The 15,508-nt window shown below is 71.9% G+C and carries 15 protein-coding genes; 2 read left to right on the top strand and 13 right to left on the bottom strand.

What is annotated here, in order from left to right; translation table 11 throughout:
- Window positions 1-160: 160 nt before the first annotated feature.
- Together ABZO31_RS33465 and ABZO31_RS33470 are read left to right on the top strand one after the other, a co-directional pair.
- Window positions 161-781, top strand: coding sequence for an L-threonylcarbamoyladenylate synthase (locus tag ABZO31_RS33465; protein ID WP_406865096.1), 621 nt, complete (start codon window positions 161-163; stop codon window positions 779-781).
- 293 nt (window positions 782-1,074) lie between these two features.
- Window positions 1,075-2,214 (top strand): serine hydrolase domain-containing protein, encoded by a 1,140-nt coding sequence (locus ABZO31_RS33470; RefSeq protein WP_406865097.1) that lies wholly within the window; start codon window positions 1,075-1,077, stop codon window positions 2,212-2,214.
- Here the strand turns inward: ABZO31_RS33470 and ABZO31_RS33475 are convergent.
- The 13 genes from ABZO31_RS33475 to ABZO31_RS33535 form a co-directional block, all read right to left on the bottom strand.
- Window positions 2,187-2,333 carry a hypothetical protein gene (locus tag ABZO31_RS33475; RefSeq protein ID WP_406865098.1) on the bottom strand — a complete coding sequence of 49 codons (147 nt, stop codon included), beginning with the start codon at window positions 2,331-2,333 and terminating at the stop codon, window positions 2,187-2,189. The genes ABZO31_RS33470 and ABZO31_RS33475 overlap by 28 nt on opposite strands.
- Before the next feature lie 368 nt (window positions 2,334-2,701).
- Window positions 2,702-4,117, bottom strand: a complete 1,416-nt coding sequence (locus ABZO31_RS33480; RefSeq protein ID WP_406865099.1) for an NADH-quinone oxidoreductase subunit N — start codon at window positions 4,115-4,117, stop codon at window positions 2,702-2,704.
- Window positions 4,114-5,619, bottom strand: coding sequence for a complex I subunit 4 family protein (locus tag ABZO31_RS33485; RefSeq protein ID WP_406865100.1), 1,506 nt, complete (start codon window positions 5,617-5,619; stop codon window positions 4,114-4,116). The genes ABZO31_RS33480 and ABZO31_RS33485 overlap by 4 nt, the downstream gene beginning before the upstream one ends.
- A 3-nt stretch (window positions 5,620-5,622) precedes the next feature.
- Window positions 5,623-7,476, bottom strand: a complete 1,854-nt coding sequence (locus ABZO31_RS33490; protein ID WP_406865101.1) for an NADH-quinone oxidoreductase subunit L — start codon at window positions 7,474-7,476, stop codon at window positions 5,623-5,625.
- Complete coding sequence (gene nuoK / locus ABZO31_RS33495) at window positions 7,473-7,778, bottom strand: NADH-quinone oxidoreductase subunit NuoK (protein WP_406865103.1); 306 nt, start codon at window positions 7,776-7,778, stop codon at window positions 7,473-7,475. The genes ABZO31_RS33490 and nuoK overlap by 4 nt, the downstream gene beginning before the upstream one ends.
- Window positions 7,775-8,281 carry an NADH-quinone oxidoreductase subunit J gene (locus ABZO31_RS33500; protein WP_406865566.1) on the bottom strand — a complete coding sequence of 169 codons (507 nt, stop codon included), beginning with the start codon at window positions 8,279-8,281 and terminating at the stop codon, window positions 7,775-7,777. The genes nuoK and ABZO31_RS33500 overlap by 4 nt, the downstream gene beginning before the upstream one ends.
- Window positions 8,282-8,331: 50 nt before the next feature.
- Window positions 8,332-9,219, bottom strand: a complete 888-nt coding sequence (locus tag ABZO31_RS33505; RefSeq protein WP_406865105.1) for an NADH-quinone oxidoreductase subunit H — start codon at window positions 9,217-9,219, stop codon at window positions 8,332-8,334.
- Entirely contained in the window at window positions 9,212-10,501 is a 1,290-nt protein-coding gene (locus ABZO31_RS33510; protein ID WP_406865106.1) for a hypothetical protein, read from the bottom strand. The genes ABZO31_RS33505 and ABZO31_RS33510 overlap by 8 nt, the downstream gene beginning before the upstream one ends.
- Entirely contained in the window at window positions 10,492-10,848 is a 357-nt protein-coding gene (locus ABZO31_RS33515) for an NADH-quinone oxidoreductase subunit A (RefSeq protein WP_406865108.1), read from the bottom strand. The genes ABZO31_RS33510 and ABZO31_RS33515 overlap by 10 nt, the downstream gene beginning before the upstream one ends.
- A gap of 235 nt (window positions 10,849-11,083) precedes the next feature.
- A complete protein-coding gene (locus tag ABZO31_RS33520; protein ID WP_406865110.1) occupies window positions 11,084-11,584 on the bottom strand; it encodes a DUF1269 domain-containing protein in 501 nt (166 codons plus the stop codon).
- 39 nt (window positions 11,585-11,623) lie between these two features.
- Complete coding sequence (locus tag ABZO31_RS33525) at window positions 11,624-12,271, bottom strand: FxLYD domain-containing protein (protein ID WP_406865111.1); 648 nt, start codon at window positions 12,269-12,271, stop codon at window positions 11,624-11,626.
- 27 nt (window positions 12,272-12,298) lie between these two features.
- Entirely contained in the window at window positions 12,299-12,787 is a 489-nt protein-coding gene (locus ABZO31_RS33530) for a DUF1269 domain-containing protein (protein ID WP_406865113.1), read from the bottom strand.
- Window positions 12,788-12,998: 211 nt separating this feature from the next.
- Window positions 12,999-15,371: a hypothetical protein gene (locus tag ABZO31_RS33535; protein ID WP_406865115.1), complete on the bottom strand. Its 2,373-nt coding sequence runs from the start codon at window positions 15,369-15,371 to the stop codon at window positions 12,999-13,001.
- Window positions 15,372-15,508: the final 137 nt, after the last annotated feature.

Below are 15,508 nucleotides of genomic sequence, written 5' to 3' on the forward strand. Positions count from 1 at the left end.
GGCTCCGCGACCGGGAGCCGCCCCACCTTCGTTGCGGCGAAACCCGTCGACAGGTATCCCGGCCCCTCGCCCCGGGCGAACACGGCGACAATGCATTCGTTCGGGTACCTCGATCGCGCTCGGACCCCACAGCACGCGCAGGATCCCTTAAGGTCGCCGGATGGCGAAGTACTTCGATGTGCACCCCCAGACCCCTCAGTCGCGCATCATCGGCACTGTGGCCGACAGCCTCCGGGCCGGTGCGCTGATCGCGTACCCGACGGACTCCTGCTTCGCGCTGGGCTGTCGGCTCGGCAATCACGACGGCCTCGAGCGGATCCGGTCGATCCGGAGCCTCGACGACCGCCACCACTTCACCCTGGTGTGCAAGGACTTCGCACAGCTGGGCCAGTTCGTGCACGTCGACAACGACGTCTTCCGCGCCGTCAAGGCGTCGACGCCGGGGAGTTACACCTTCATCCTCCCCGCCACCAAGGACGTCCCGCGCCGTCTGATGCACCCCAAGAAGAAGACGGTCGGGGTCAGGATCCCCGACCACGTCGTCACCCAGGCCCTCCTCGCCGAACTCGGCGAGCCCCTGGTGTCGAGCACCCTGCTCATGCCCGGCGAGCCCGAGCCCATGACGCAGGGCTGGGAGATCAAGGACCGGCTCGACCACGTCCTGGACGCCGTGGTGGACTCCGGCGACTGCGGCACGGAACCGACCACGGTCGTCGACTTCTCCGGCGGCGAGCCCGAGATCGTGCGGTACGGCGCGGGCGACCCGACGCGCTTCGAGTGAGGGATCCCCGGGTCGACCTGTAGGCGAGCGCCGGTGATCCACCACCGGCCCACCCAGGCGTCGGCGAGTACTTGTCATGTCCACGATCTCCCGCGCCAGGGTCGATCTGTGGCGGCACTGGCACTCGTGGGCGTCGCCTCTGACCAGCGATTTCACGAGGCTGAGCCAGCTATTGGCGCTGGAAGTGCCGTCGTGATGCCATTAGTGGCTCTACTTGGTGCCATTTATGTGCCATGATGGTGCCCATCGGAACGGAGACCGACCACCGACCCGGATCGAAGGAGCGCGCCACCATGCCCGTCACCCACACCGCCACCACCCAGAATCGTCCCGAGCTCCAGAAGGCCCTCCAAGAGCTCGTCGAGTCCGGCTGGGCCGGCGTGCAGTTACGCGTGAACGACGACCGGGGGGAGTGGGTCGGCAGCGCCGGGGCGAGCGAGCTCGGCCAGGACACCCGACCGCCGACCGACGGGCACTTCCGGATAGGCAGCAATGCCAAGACGTTCGCCGCGACCCTCGTCCTGCAACTGGTCGCCGACGACCTGCTCGGCCTGGACAGCCCGGTGGACGACCACCTGCCCGAGTTCGGGCTGGACCGGCGGATCACCGTACGGATGCTGCTTCAGCACACCAGCGGCCTGTTCAGCCACACCGGCGAGTACTACGACGACGGCACGATCGTGCCGGGGATCCCCTGGCAGGGGCAGGAATGGGTGGACAACCTGTTCCGCACCTACCGGCCCGAGGAGTTGGTACGCCTCGCCCTCTCCAAGCCGGCGCGCTTCGAGCCGGGCACGGACTGGAGCTACTCCAACACCAACTACGTCCTGGCCAGGCTGCTCGTCGAGAAGGCCAGCGGCCGCCCCTTCGCCGAGGAGATGCGGCGACGGATCCTGAGCCCGCTCGGCCTGTCCGGCACCTTCGTCCCGGACGCCTCACCGGAGATCCCCGAACCGCACGCCCACGCCTGCTACACCTACGAGACCGACGGCGAGTGGAGGACGGTCGACGTCACCCGCATGAACGCCTCCTGGATCTCCGCGGCCGGCGACATGATCTCGACGACCCAGGACCTGCACACGTTCTTCTCCGCCCTGATGAGCGGCAAGCTCCTTCCGGCCCCGCTGCTGGCGGAGATGCGCTCCCCGCACCCCAAGCTCAACTACGGCCTGGGACTGTTCGTCCAGGAGACGGAACACGGCGACACCATCTACACCCACAACGGTGGTTTCTGGGGCTGGGCGGCGCTGATGTACGGCTCGCCCGACGGCCGTACGACGCTGACCGCCTCGCTGACGACTGGGGACGCCCGGCTCGACCATGCGCAGACGGCCGAGTTGTTCGGTACGGCGCAGAAGAGGCTCGTCGACGAGGTGTTCCGCGGCGGTCGGACGGCGGCCGCGGATCACGAGGCCGCGCCGTCCGGCGTGTAACGCCGCCGGCAGTACAGAGCGATCGCCATCAGTGCGGCCGGTACGGCGGTGAAGCCGGCGAGCGGCGCGCTCAGCGCCGTACCGGACTGGGCGACGGCCTCGCCCGCCGTACTGGACACCGCAGCCCCGCGGACGCCACCCCCATCACCCTCACGACACCCGCGGTGACCGCGACACCCACCGCCCCGTCGAGCGCCGCGCCCGGCAGCAGCGCCAGCGACCCCGTCGCGAACACGGCCTGGGACCACAGCAGTCCGCGCTGCTTCCCGAGCCGCCGCGACCAGGCCGTCCAGACCGGACCGGCGAGCCCCGCGGAACCGCCCCTAGGGGGTGTCTGACAATTCCCCGCGGCGTCGCGACGCCCGGCACGCACGCTCGCCGCGTTGCCGAAAAGCCCTAGTAGCTCCGCTACGAGGGCTCTCCGGCGCCTTGCGATCGCACGCACCGGACGCCGCTCCTTCTTCCACGGGGAATTGTCAGACACCCCCTAGGCGGCAGGGGAGTCCAGCACCGACAGCACGGGACCCGCCGCCACGCCCAGCCCGGCCGACACGGCCGCCGCGGTGTGGGCCACCGTCCGCGCGGCGCGGCTGCTGTCGCCGAGCGCGTCCCCGGGGCCGCCCGACACCGACGGCACGATCCAGCGCAGGTAGTAGAACAGCGAGGCCACCGTGTTCACCGCCGCCAGGACCGCGAGCCAGGCGTAGCCGCCGTCGAAGGCGGAGCTGAACGCCTCCAGTTTGCCCACGAAGACGGCCGTCGGCGGCGTGCCCACCAGGCCCAGCAGACACACGACGAGGCTCGCGGCGAGCAGCGGGCGCCGCCGCAGCAGCCCCCGGTAGTCCTCGACCCCGCCGGCCCGCGGGAGGGCGCAGACCACCGCGAACGCGCCCAGGTTCGTGACGGCGTACGCGGCCACGTAGTACAGCAGCGCCGGCTGGGCGAGCTCCGAGCGGCCCGCGACGGCGACGGGCAGCAGCAGGTAACCGACCTGACTGATCGTCGAGTAGGCGAGGAGCCGCTTCACGTCCGTCTGGAAGAAGGCGGCGAGATTGCCCAGGGTCATCGAGGCGGCGGCGATCACGGAGACGACCGCCGCCCACGGCATGCCGCTGCCGGCCAGGGCCGCCTCGCCGAGGCGCAGCAGTGCCGCGAGGGCGCCGATCTTCGGGACCGTGGTCAGGAAGGCGGCGGCCGGGGCGGTACTGCCCTGGACGGCGTCCGGCACCCAGAAGTGCGCGGGGACGGCGCCCGCCTTGAACAGCACCCCCGCGAGCAGACCGACCGCCCCGGCCGCGACCAGCGCCTCCGGCGCCTCGGGCAGAGCCGGCCCGAGGCGCGGGTACCCGGTGGTCCGCCCGGCCGCGTACAGCACGGTGATCCCCGCCAGCATGAGGACACCCAGCAGCGCGCCGGTCACGTAGTACTTGAGCGCCGCCTCCGTGCCCGGCCCGTCCTTGCGGAAGCCGGCGAGTGTGTACGCGGGGATGCTCGCCAGCAGGTAGCCGGCGGCGAGCAGCAGCAGGTCCTGCGTGCCGGCCATGACGAGCGCGCCGAGCGCGGACAGCTGGACCAGGACGTACAGTTCCGCCTCGCGCGGATGAGCACGGAACGGCACGGCGCACAGCGCCAGGACGAGCAGCACGGCACCCAGCACGATCACACGGGAGGCGCTGGTGACGGGATCGACGGTGAACGCCTCGCCGAACGCGGTGAGATCGGGGCCCGCCGCGGCCACGCCCGCCGCCGCGATGCCCGCGAGCGCCGCGCCCGCGGCGAGCAGCCCCACGAGCCACTGCCGCCGGCGCGGCAGCCACGCGCCGCACAGCACGCCGAGGACGGCGGAGGCGGCGAGGAGCACCTCGGGCAGCAGGTCGAGCGGGTTCTCGTTCATCTCGGTCATCGTGCGAGCAGCTCCAGGACCGTGCGGGAGGCGGGCTCGACGACGTCCAGGAGGAAGCGCGGCGCGACGCCGAGGACGACGGCCAGCGCGAGGAGCGGGACGATGGCCGCGCTCTCGTGGACCCGCAGATCGGCGAAGACGCGCGGTGTGCCGGGTGCGTCGGGCAGGCGCAGCGGGCCCATGAGGAGCTGTCGCAGGGCGCGCAGGAACAGCCCTGCGGTCAGCAGGATGCCGAGCACGGACAGCGCGGTCGCCAGCGGGCGCGGCCCGAGCGACCCGGTGAAGATCTGGAACTCGGCGATGAAGCCCGAGAAGCCGGGGAGCCCGAGCGACGCGAACGCCGCCACGCCGGTCAGCGCGGCGAAGACCGGGGCGGGTGCGGCGAGCCCGCCGTACGCGCCCATCTCGTACGTCCTGCCGCGCGCGTGGAGCACACCGGCGAGCAGGAACAGCGCGCCGGTGATCAGGCCGTGGCTGACCATCTGCGTGACCGCGCCGGTGACCGCGAGCGAGCGGGCCTGCAGCGAGGTGTCGGCGGTCGCGGCGGCGGCGCCGACCGCGAGGACGATGTAGCCCATGTGGTTGACCGACGTGTACGCGATCATGCGCTTGAAGTCGGTCTGCGCGAGCGCCACGAGCGCGCCGTGGAGGACGGACACGACACCGATCACGACGAGGACGAGCGCGTACTGCCGCCACGCGTCCGGAAGCAGTGGCATCGCCAGGCGCAGGAACCCGTACGTGCCCATCTTCAGGAGCACTCCGGCGAGGACGGCGGACCCGGCGGCCGGTGCTTCCGTGTGGGCCGGCGGCAGCCACGTGTGGAACGGCACCGTGGGCGTCTTGACGGCGAGTCCGACGCCGATGGCGAGCAGGACGAGGCCCGCGTAGGTGCGGCGCCCGGCCAGGGGGTTCTGGCGGGTCAGGTCGACGATGTCGAAGGTGTGCGGGTCGGCCGCGAGGTACAGGCCGATGAAGCCGAGCAGCAGCGCGAGCGAGCCGACGAAGGTGTACAGGAAGAACTTCAGCGCGGCCCGCTTGGCTCCGGCGTGCCCCCACCCGGCGATGACGAAGTACATCGCCACGATCGACAGGTCGAAGAAGACGAAGAACAGGATCAGGTCGAGGGAGACGAACAGCCCGAGGCAGGTGCTCTGGAGGAACAGGAAGAGCGCGGCGAACGCGCGGAACCGGCGGTGGTCACGGAGCGAGTACACGGCGCAGGCCAGGAACAGCACGCAGGTGAGTGCGAGGAGCGGCAGGGACAGCCCGTCGACGCCGACGTGGTACCCGACTCCGGCGCTCGGGATCCACCGGGCCCGCACCTCGTACTGCAGGCCGCCGCCCGCCGCGTACCCGGCCCAGACGGCGACGGTCAGGGCGAGTTCGGCGACGGTCGTCGCCACCCACACGGCGCGCAGCGCCCGGAGCGGAGTCCGGGCCGGCAGGACCAGAAGCAGCAGCGCGACGGCGGTCGGGGCGAAGACGAGCACGGTGAGCACGGGTCACCTCACGAGGACGAGCACGACGGCGAGGACGGAGAAGGCCGCGACGGCCTGGGCGAGGTACTGGTGCAGCAGACCGGTCTGCGGGCGGCGGGCCCGACGCCCCAGGTCCCGGGAGGCCGTGGCGAGGCCCTCCACCGCCGCGTCCATCGCCGCTTCGGTGAACCGGTCCGTCCAGCGGGCCAGCCGCAGTGCCCCTGTCGCCGTGGCGTCCACGGCGCGGTCCAGCACCCGGTCGTCGAACGCGGCGGCGGCACGGGCCAGACGGAGAGTGGGGGACACGAGCAGGACGTGCGCGGCCCGTTCCAGGCCCAGCCACTCCCGGCACAGCCGCCTCGCCCGCGCGGGCGCCGCGACCGTGCGCGTACCCCAGGGCCACGTCCACGCCAGGGCCGCCGCACCGAACGCGAGCGCCCCGGACAGCGCGAACTCCCACACATGCGGCTCCGGTTGATCAGCCGAGCCGAGGTACGAGGCGAGCGCGTCCCGTACCGGCGGGAACGCCACGGGCGTGAGCGCGACGCACGCGAGGGCGAGCAGTGCCAGCGGGGGTACGACGCCCGACGGGGTCGGGCGCGTTCCCTCGGCCGGTGCTGCGAGGGGGCGCCACACGAACCAGAGGATCTTGACGCTGTAGACGGCCGACAGCACCGCCGCGACCAGCCCCGCCACGTACAGCGGCACCCCCTCCTCCAACGCCCCGGCGAGCAGCACGTCCTTCGCCGCCCACAGGGACAGCGGCGGAAGCCCCGCCAGGGACAGCGCACCCACCGTGCCGACGACGCCGACCGCCCGACGGGCGCGCGCCGCACCGCGCAACTCCGCGAGCAGCCGGGTACTCCAGGCGGTCAGCCACGCACCCGCCACCAGGAACAGCAGGCTCTTCGCCGCGGCATGGGCCATCAGCTGCAGCGCCCCGCCCGTGCGCGCGCCCACGCCGGCGGCGAGCACCATGTACCCGATCTGTGCGCACGTCGACGCGGCGAGCAGCTGCTTGACGTCGCCCTGCGCCACCGCGACCAGTCCGAGGGCGACGGCCGTCACCGCACCGGCCCACGCGGCGGTGTCCGCACCCCAGCCCGAGGCGTCGAGCAGCGGCCCCGTCCGCAGCAGCAGATACGCGCCGGCGACCACCATCGTCGCCGAGTGCAGCAGCGCCGACACCGGGCTGGGACCCTGCATGGCCCGCGACAGCCAGTAACTGAACGGCAGTTGGGCGGATTTGCCGAGGGCGGCCACCAGGATCCCGGCCGTGACGAACGACCGCCACGGCTCCTCCGCACCGGCGAGCGCGTCGAGCGTCAGCGGTCCGGGCGCGGCGGCGAGGGCCGCGCCCGCCGCGAGGTAGAGGCCGAGGTCGGCGGTGCGGGTGACGAGGAACGCGGTCCCGGCCGCGGCCGTACGGACGGGATCGCGCCACCAGAAGCCGATCAGGGCCCATGACGTGGCGCCCATGACCTCCCAGCCCATGAGCAGGGCCGGCAGGGTCGTCGCGGTCACCGTGACGAGCATGCTCCCCGCGAACACCAGCATCAGCCCGAAGAACCGCGCCCGCGCCTCCTCGACGCCGAACTCCACCGCACTGCACAGCAGTACGGCGAGCGTGACGGCGGTGACGGTGACGACGAGGATCCCGGAGAGTCCGTCCACGGCCAGCCCGAGGGGCAGGCCGTCGAGCAGCGGCGCCGTGGCGGCCGGATGCCGCAGCGCGGCCGTCACCGCGAGCCCGAGGGCCGCGGCCGCGACGGTCACAGCCACCCCGGGAGCACACCGGTCCGCCCTGCGGCCGGCTCCGGCGAGCAGGACTCCGCAGGCCAGGGGCAGCCCGACCAGGGTCCACAGCAGCGGGCTCATCCCTTCAACTCCGCCGCCATGTCGGTCATGTCGACCTCACGGGACCGGAACAGCGCGGTGACGACCGCGAATCCGACGGCCATCTCCACCGCCATCGCCGTGATCGCGACGACGACGAGCACCTGCCCGTCCGCCGACGCCGGGGCGATGTGGCGCCAGATCGCGCCGGCGGCCAGGATCACCCCGCCCAGCATCAGTTCCAGCCCCATCATCAGCATGACGATCGACTGCTGCGTCAGCGCGCCGAACAGACCGATGCAGAACAGCGCCGAGGCGACGATCAGGAAGAGTTCCGGCGTCATCGGCCCACCCCGCCCCGGACCGGGTCGTCGGGCCCGGCCGCCCGCAGGTCGTCACCCAGACGGTCGTACCGGCCGCGGCGCGTGGCGAGCACGACGGTGGCCACGATCGTGGCGAACAGCGCCATCCCCAGCGTCATCATGGTGAGCATCTGCGGCCCCATCAGGGACATCCCGAGGTCCATGGTCGGATCGGCCGGCGCCCGGCCCCGCCGCGTCGGCAGGCGGACCAGCAGGATCCCCGCGACGAGCAGCACGAACGCCGCACCGCAGACGACCGCCGCTCCCCGCTTGTTGTGCACCATGCTCATCGGGACGAGTCCAGCCGGATTCATCATGAACATGATCATGAACACGGCCATCAGGGCCATCTCGATCGTCATCATCAGCACGGTGACGATCCCCAGGTATTCGAGCCCCAGCACGATCAACAGCCCGCCCACGCACAGCAGCGAGGTGAGCAGCGAGAACGTGGCCCGCGCCATCGAGTCGAAGCGGAACACCATCACCCCGCCCGCCACCGCGAGCACGGACAGGACCCAGAACGCCGCCGTCGTCACCGTCCCAGCACCACCAGAGCCACCACCAGCGCCTGCGCGATCGCCAGCGGCGTCAGAACGACCCACGCCGACTCCACGTACCGCTCCATGCGCACGGTCGGCAGCCGTCGCCGCGCCCACAGGAGCAGCCCGAGCACGGCCGCCGTCTTCACCAGCGTCCACGCCCAGGGCGGAAGCAGCGGACCGTGCCCGCCGCCGAGGAACAGCGGTACGGAGAAGGCCGCGGCGACCACGAGCAGCAGCCACCGCCCGCCGAGGAACAGCAACCGGTCCACGCCGGACAACTCGGCCGCCGCCCCGCCCGCCACATCGGCCCCCACCGGCTGGTCGAACGGCCCCCAGAAGGCCATGGCCAGGGCGCTCAGCAGATAGATCCCGCACGCGACCGGCATCCACACCGCGAACCACAGCCCCGCCTGGGCGTCGACGACCGCCCCCACCCGCAGCGACTCTCCGCCGAGCGCCGCCGTCGTGATGGCCAGCATGTGCGGCAGCTCGTACGCCAGCCCCTGTGCGAGGAAGCGGTACCCGCCCACCAGCGACAACGTGGAGTTCGGCCCCCAGCCCGACAGCCACACGGCGGCCCAGGCCAGCGCCTCCAGGGCGTTGAACCACACGATCCCGTCCGGCAGATCGGACACCGGCCGGAAGCCGAGGGGAAGCACCGCGGCGGCCAGGACCGCGGCGACCGGGAGCAGCGCCGTCCCCACTCGGACGAGCAGCATGTCGGAGGCCCGCGTGACCCGCCGCTGCTGCACCAGCAGCCGCAGGACCTCCCGGCCCGGGCCGGGAGGTCCTGCGCCGAGGCTCGCCGCCGCCCACGCCGCCGCCGGCAGGAGGGCCGGCAGTACGGCGACGGCCCACAGCGGAGTGTCCTCAGCCATGCGCGTGGCCTCCTCGCACGGCGGGCCGCGACACCGGCTCGTCGAGATCGGGATCGAGGCTCGCCACGATGAGCCGCGCGCACGCGAGCTCGACGCCTTCGAGCAGCCCGGGCAGCACGTCGAGGAGCCCGGCGGACGCCGGACGATCAGGGTCGACGCGGCCCCGGGGGCCGTCGAGCGTGGCGGAGAGGAGCGGGCCGGGGTCGTCGCACGCGTCGAGGGCGCGCTCGATCTCGTCCAGCCACACGAGCAGCCGGCTGTACGCGTCGCCACCGGCGAGCCGCGCAGGCCCCCCGACCCCGTGCCGGTCCGCCTGCTCCACGGTCAGGACGCCCACACCCGCCATGAGCCACCGCAGAGTCCACGACCGGCGCACCTGCCGCACCGGCCGACGCAGAAGGGTGCGGAGTTCGGCGACCGGCGCACCGTCGAGCGCCCTGTCGCGGGCGCGGCGGACCTCGGCCGCCGGCGCGGGCCAGCCCGCCACGGCCAGGAACCTGCCGACGCTGTCGAGATGCGCCGCGCACCGCCGACGGGCCGCCTCGCCGACCGTCACCGCCTGCCCGGCCGCCGCCCCGACCCACGGCTCGCTCCAGAAGGCGGGCCGGGATCCGGGCGGCGCGGGCACCGTCTCGACCGCGGCGCGCCGGACGACGTCGCCCTGGAGCTCCGTCCGCAGCACGAGCCCGGCGGGCCAGTCCGGCAGCACGGGACCGAACGGGACATGCAGCCGGTCGAGCCTCAACCCGTCGCGGTCGTCAGCTCGTTCGGCCATCGGGAACCCGGCGACGGACCCGATGTGGTGCCCGTGATTGTGCCCCTGCCCGTGCCCGTGGTCGCGTCCGTGCCCGCGGTCGTGTCCGTGCCCGTGGTCCATGCCGCCGGGCGAGGAGCCGTGCTCCATGCCGCCCGGCAGGGAACCGTGGCTGTGGCTCTCGTGCGTACTGTCGTGCTGCGCGGCGCCCTCGCCTCCTCGCAGGAGCGCGGCATGCGCGCCATCCAGCGCGTGGGCGGCGTGTCCGGCATCCGTCACGGCCGTCCGCGCCCTCGGTGCCGGTACGCCACCCCACACGCGTTCCGCCCAGTCGTCCCCTGCCAGGGGGAGCGGCCGGCCCGCGAAGACGACGAGGTCGGCCGCCGCCGGCCCGGCCGCCCGGGGCCAGCCCCGCCGTACGAGTTCGGCCTCGACGGCGAGCCGTTCGCGCGTCGCGCCGGGAGCGGCCACCAGCAGGACGGCCGGCCGACTCAGCGCCACTCCGGCGAACCGGGCCCTCAGGTCCACCGGAACGCCCCCTCGCGCCAGGCGTATCCGACGCCGGCGAGCAGGATGCCCAGGAAGAGGAACATCTCGACGACGGCCGGGGCGCCGACCTCGCCGACGACCTTCGTCCACGGGTACATGAAGAGCATTTCCATGTCGAAGGCCAGGAAGATCATCGTCACCGGGTACCAGCGCACATGGAACCGTGAGACCGGATGCTCGCGCGGCTCGAGCCCGCCGCTGAAGGGCCCCGTGGCGAGCGGCTCACGCTCGGACCGGGCGGCGAATCCCAGGGCGTGGAGAAGGAGAACGCCTGCCACGACGACCGCCAGGAGCACCGCGACCGGCTCCCAGGACGCGCCCCGCACGTGATCCCCTTCCTCGACGGCCCTCGAGGAATCGGCCGTCCTGGGCACGCAGCATGTCAGCGCGAAAGCAGGGACAAAAGCCGCAACGCGGGGATCTCGTGCAGGAAGTCCGGCGGCAGGGGACGGCACGGAGGACGCCGCCGACTCCTGCGGGGAGTCGGCGGCGTCGCGTGCGCCGCTCGTTCGGACTGCGGTCGCGCGGATCTTTCGGGCTGCCGTCGTCCGGATCCGGGGATCACGCCGCCTCTGCGGGACCGGCCAGCTGCTCCGCGAGCTCGCGCTCGCTCTCCTCGGAGAGCGAGGTCTTGAGCACGGTGCCGCCGAGGGGCCCCATCGCCGCGCCGAACCGATCCTCCGTGATCTTCGACGCCATGATGACGACGGCCGCCGAACCCGGCTTCAGCATCTCCTGCACCTTGCCCCGGAACTTGTTGTCGACGCCCATCTGGTTCAGCTTGCCGATCAGGCCGCCGACGGCGGCGCCCACCACGCCGATGCCCGGAGTGAGGATGATGATGCCGAGCACCATGCCCCACAGGGCACCCGCGGTCGCCGACAGGGCGACCTCCTCGAGCCTGGACGGCGTGTCCACATGGGTCTTGCCGTCCTCGTCCACCGAGACGACGGCCAGCCCGGTCAGATCGACGACATGGTCGTTCTTGAGCTTCTGGACCTCGGCGAACGCCCTGTCGGCGACCGCCCGGTCCTCGTAGCCGATGACGATGAGTTCGGACATGCGGTTCTCCTCCAGAGATCCTTCGGAAGCCGGGGGGTGTCAGTACCGCTGCGCCTTCGCCAGCGACGCGGTGAGGGCGGCGTCGCCCGGCTGCCGGCTGATGACCAGGGGCTGTTCCCGCTCGCCGGGTGCCAGGTCCTCGGCGCCGGTGAACTGGGTCTCGACGACCTTGCCCGAGGCGTCGACGAAGTCGACCTGGACGGCGTAGGAGGCGGTGGAGTCCGTCTTGTTGGTGATCGTCACGAGGGCGGTCAGCAACCCGGCGGTGTCGGCCCGGGGCTTGCCCGTCAGAGCGACCTCGCTCAGGGCGTTCCCCCGGCCCTGTACACCCTTCAGCGCGTTCTCGGCCGCCTGGCGCGAGCGCTGGATCTCGGCCCCGATCGACGCCTTGCGCGACGCCTCCCGGGCGGACGCCGAGGCCGCGACGGCGGACTTGGAGGCGCGCGCGGACTCGATCGCCGCGGCCGCGGAGGAGGCGATGGCCGACGGCGGGGTCCCGCTGAACGCGCCGGTGTCCGGCGGGGTGGGGCGCGGGCTGAAGGGCGGGCTCGTCGAACTGCTCGAATCGCCGTCGGACCCGCACGACACCAGGCCCGCCGCGCCGAGCGCTGCGACGACGACGGCGAGGGCCGCGTGGGCGGCCCGCGTGCGGACCGGGCGTCCGGATCGCTCCGGTGAGGGCTTCACGTCTGCGTCTCCTCTGAGGGACTGCGGCTACACGTGGCCGGCGAGCTGCTCGGCCAGTTCCTTCTCGTCCTCGCCGCTGAGCGAGGTCTTGAGCACCGTTCCGCCGTGCTGCTGCATGGCCGCCGTGAACTTGTCGTCGGTGACCTTCGTCGCCATGATCACGACCGCTGCGGAACCGGGCTTCAGCAGATCCCCCACCTGCCGGCGGAACTGTTCGTCGACGCCGGACTTGCTGAGCTTGCCCACGAGGCCGCCGAGCGCCGCCCCGGTCAGCAGCCCGAGGCCGGGCATCAGGAACAGCACGCCGAAGATCGCACCCCACAGGGCCCCGGAAACTGCGGAGACACCGACGATGCGGCTGGCCGTGTCGACGTGTGTCCTGCCCTCCGCGTCGACGGAGACGACCGCGAGGCCGTTGAGATGGACGACGTAGTCCCGCTGCAGTTCCTCCACCGTGGTGTACGCCCTGTCGGCCACGGCCGGGTCGTCGTACCCGATGATGATGAGCTCAGCCACATCCGATCTCCCGGTCGAGCGGCCTCACCAGGACGACCGCAGCCACGCGTCAGGCGACCCCGGCCGGGCCCACCGGGGCCCATATTGTCCTGAACCACCCCATACCGCGACTTGGTCCGATCAGTCGGAGGAGCTGCCGGTGGGGGTGAACGCGCACGGCCCCGCACCCGTAGCTCGGGTGCGGGGCCGCGCTCGTGACCGGGCTGGAGGGTTATCCGTCCTGGTCGTCGGTGGTCCTGCGTCGCCGCATCCACCACATCAGCACGCCGCCGGCTGCCGCCAGGGTGGCGGCGATGGCGGCGATGAGGCCGATGGGGGTGTCGGAGCCGGTGTCGGCGAGGTCGCCGTCCGGGTCCTCGGCCGCCGGGGGCGTCTCGCCACCGGTCGGGGTCGGTGCCGGCGTGGGCTTGCCGGAGTCCGTCGGATCCGGCGTCGGGGTCGGCTTCGGGGTGGGCGTGGGGGTCGGGGTGGGCTTCCCGTCGTCGGTCCTCGCCGCGCCGTTGCCGCCGAGGTACGAGACCTCCGCGTCACGGGCGGAGGTCTGTGCGCGCACGGAGTCCTTCGTGGTGTGCGGCAGGCTGCGGTGCTGCGTCCGGAACTCGACCTGCGAGATGTTGCGCTTGGGAGCCTTGGAGAAGTCGACGCCACCCACGATGTACGTGTACGTCAGGCCGCCGTACTCCATCTCCCACTCGAACTCGCCCTCCTTGAACACCTTCACGTACTTCTTGTAGACGGTCTCCTTCTTCCAGTCCTTGTTCTCGCCGCGCAGCGGCCAGCGGCGCACGTCGTCGCTGTTGATGATCGGGCGGAAGTCGGTCGCCTTCTTCGCGTCCTGCTGCCGGATCCACTCGGCGGCGACCCGGGAGGAGTAGACGCGGCGCAGGTCGGCGTACACGGGGTCGCCGTTGATCTTCTTGATGACCTCGGGCTCGATCAGCGTGTCGTACATGCGCTGGTTGTGCTGGATCTCGGCCTTGGTCAGGTCGCAGCCCTTGCCGGGGCCGGGGGTGTTCGTCTCCTGCGGGACGCTGCTGACCTTCAGCGGCGCGTCGAGGATGTAGATGCCGCCGTCCTGCTCGCGCACCTTGGCCGGCTCGGGCTCGATCCAGGAGCGCATGCCGTGCAGGCAGGGCGCGCCGTCGCGGCGGGCGAGCGAGTCCCAGAACTGCTTGCCCCGGCGGGTGCCGGGGTCCATGACCACGAACGCGTCGTGCTTGAGCCGGAGGTCCGCCTCCAGCAGCACACGGCCGGCGTCGGTCTTCGCGAACTCCTTGTCCATGATCCGCTCGGGCTCGTCCGGGTTGAGGTTCACCCAGAACTTGTCCGGCGTCAGCGCGAGCCAGGTGAACAGCGCGTCGGAGGCGAGCGTCAGCTTGGCCTCACCGCCCCAGCCCGGGTTGCTGTCCGGGTCGGCGACGAAGTCGGCCTTCATCGAGTAGTCCAGGCCCTTGCCCTTGACCGGGTTGCCGACGTACTGGAGCTCCAGCGTCGAGAAGTCCACACCACCCGGGCCGCGGCCGAGCGCGCTGCGGGTGTTGACCTTGTTGTGTTCGGCCTGGATCTGCTTCGCCTCGGCGGCGTTCCTGCCCGATTCGCGGGCGAGGGAGTTCAGCGGGCCCTGGGTCCGGGTGTTGGGGCTGGGACTGAAGTCCGGATAGGTCTTGGTGTACTTGGTCTGCGGCCACAGACCCTTGGCGGTGGCCCGGCGTTCGGCGATCCGGATCGGGTTGTTCCCGGTGCCCCGCTCGGCGCGCAGCGCCCGGTTCAGCGACCCGTAGTCCTTGAGGGTGACGTTGGTCGTCTTCTCGCTGGTGAACATGGTCAGGCGCGCCCGGGTGAAGTCGTACCGGGCGTCCTTGTGGCGCAGGATGATCTTGTCGGCCCGGTACTGGGCGGGCTTGCGGTGGCCGTTGGACTTGAACTCGCCCAGCTCGCCCGTGCGCTGGTTGTAGGCGTCGTAACGGCGCGAGGCGATCTTGTTGCCGTTCTTGTCGTAGATCTCGATCGTCACCTCACACAGCCAGTCGGGGCCGACGAGGTTGAAGTCCTGGACGGCCTTGACCTCGAAGGCGCCGCCCTTCTGCCCGTTGGCCTGATTGTTGATCAGGTAGCGGGTCATCCAGGAGCCGAACGGCTTGGGGTTGGTGGAGTCGATCCTGTGCCGGTGGTACCGGGCGTAGATCGCGTTCTTCATGTCCTCGGGATTGCGGGACGCGGCGTACTTGGCGTCCCAGCCGTCGATGTCCGCCCGGGTGGAGCCGGCCGCCTTCAGGTCGGCCTGACTGGGGACGGGGACGTTCTCGAAGCCCTTGAAGTCGTTGTTGTAGTAGAACTCCTCGTCCGGCCCGGACTTCACCCAGTGGTGCAGGCCCGTGGGGGCTCCGGAGTTGTTCGGAGTGCGGGGGAGGGTCTTCTTGAGGTGCATCTGGTCGCACCGCTTGCCCGTGGTGATCTTCGCGTAGTCGCCGGGCGCGGCCTGGGCCGTGGCCGGGAGTCCGACGAGTAACAGCCCCGCGGAGGCGGCGACGGCCAGGAACGAGGCCAGGCGCCGCCGGAGGCGGGTACGTAGGGGTGTGCTCATGTGTGTGGTGTCCCTGGTCGTGGGGGCCACGGGACGGTTGAATCCCCGAACGGCGGGCGGACGTCTGGTGGGGCCCCCGTGTTGTCATGGCTCCGTCCGCCCGGCCGTTCCACCCTAGGGGCAGTCAACACCCTTTG

The organism is Streptomyces solicamelliae, from assembly GCF_045348655.1.
Taxonomy (GTDB): Bacteria; Actinomycetota; Actinomycetes; order Streptomycetales; family Streptomycetaceae; genus Streptomyces; species Streptomyces solicamelliae.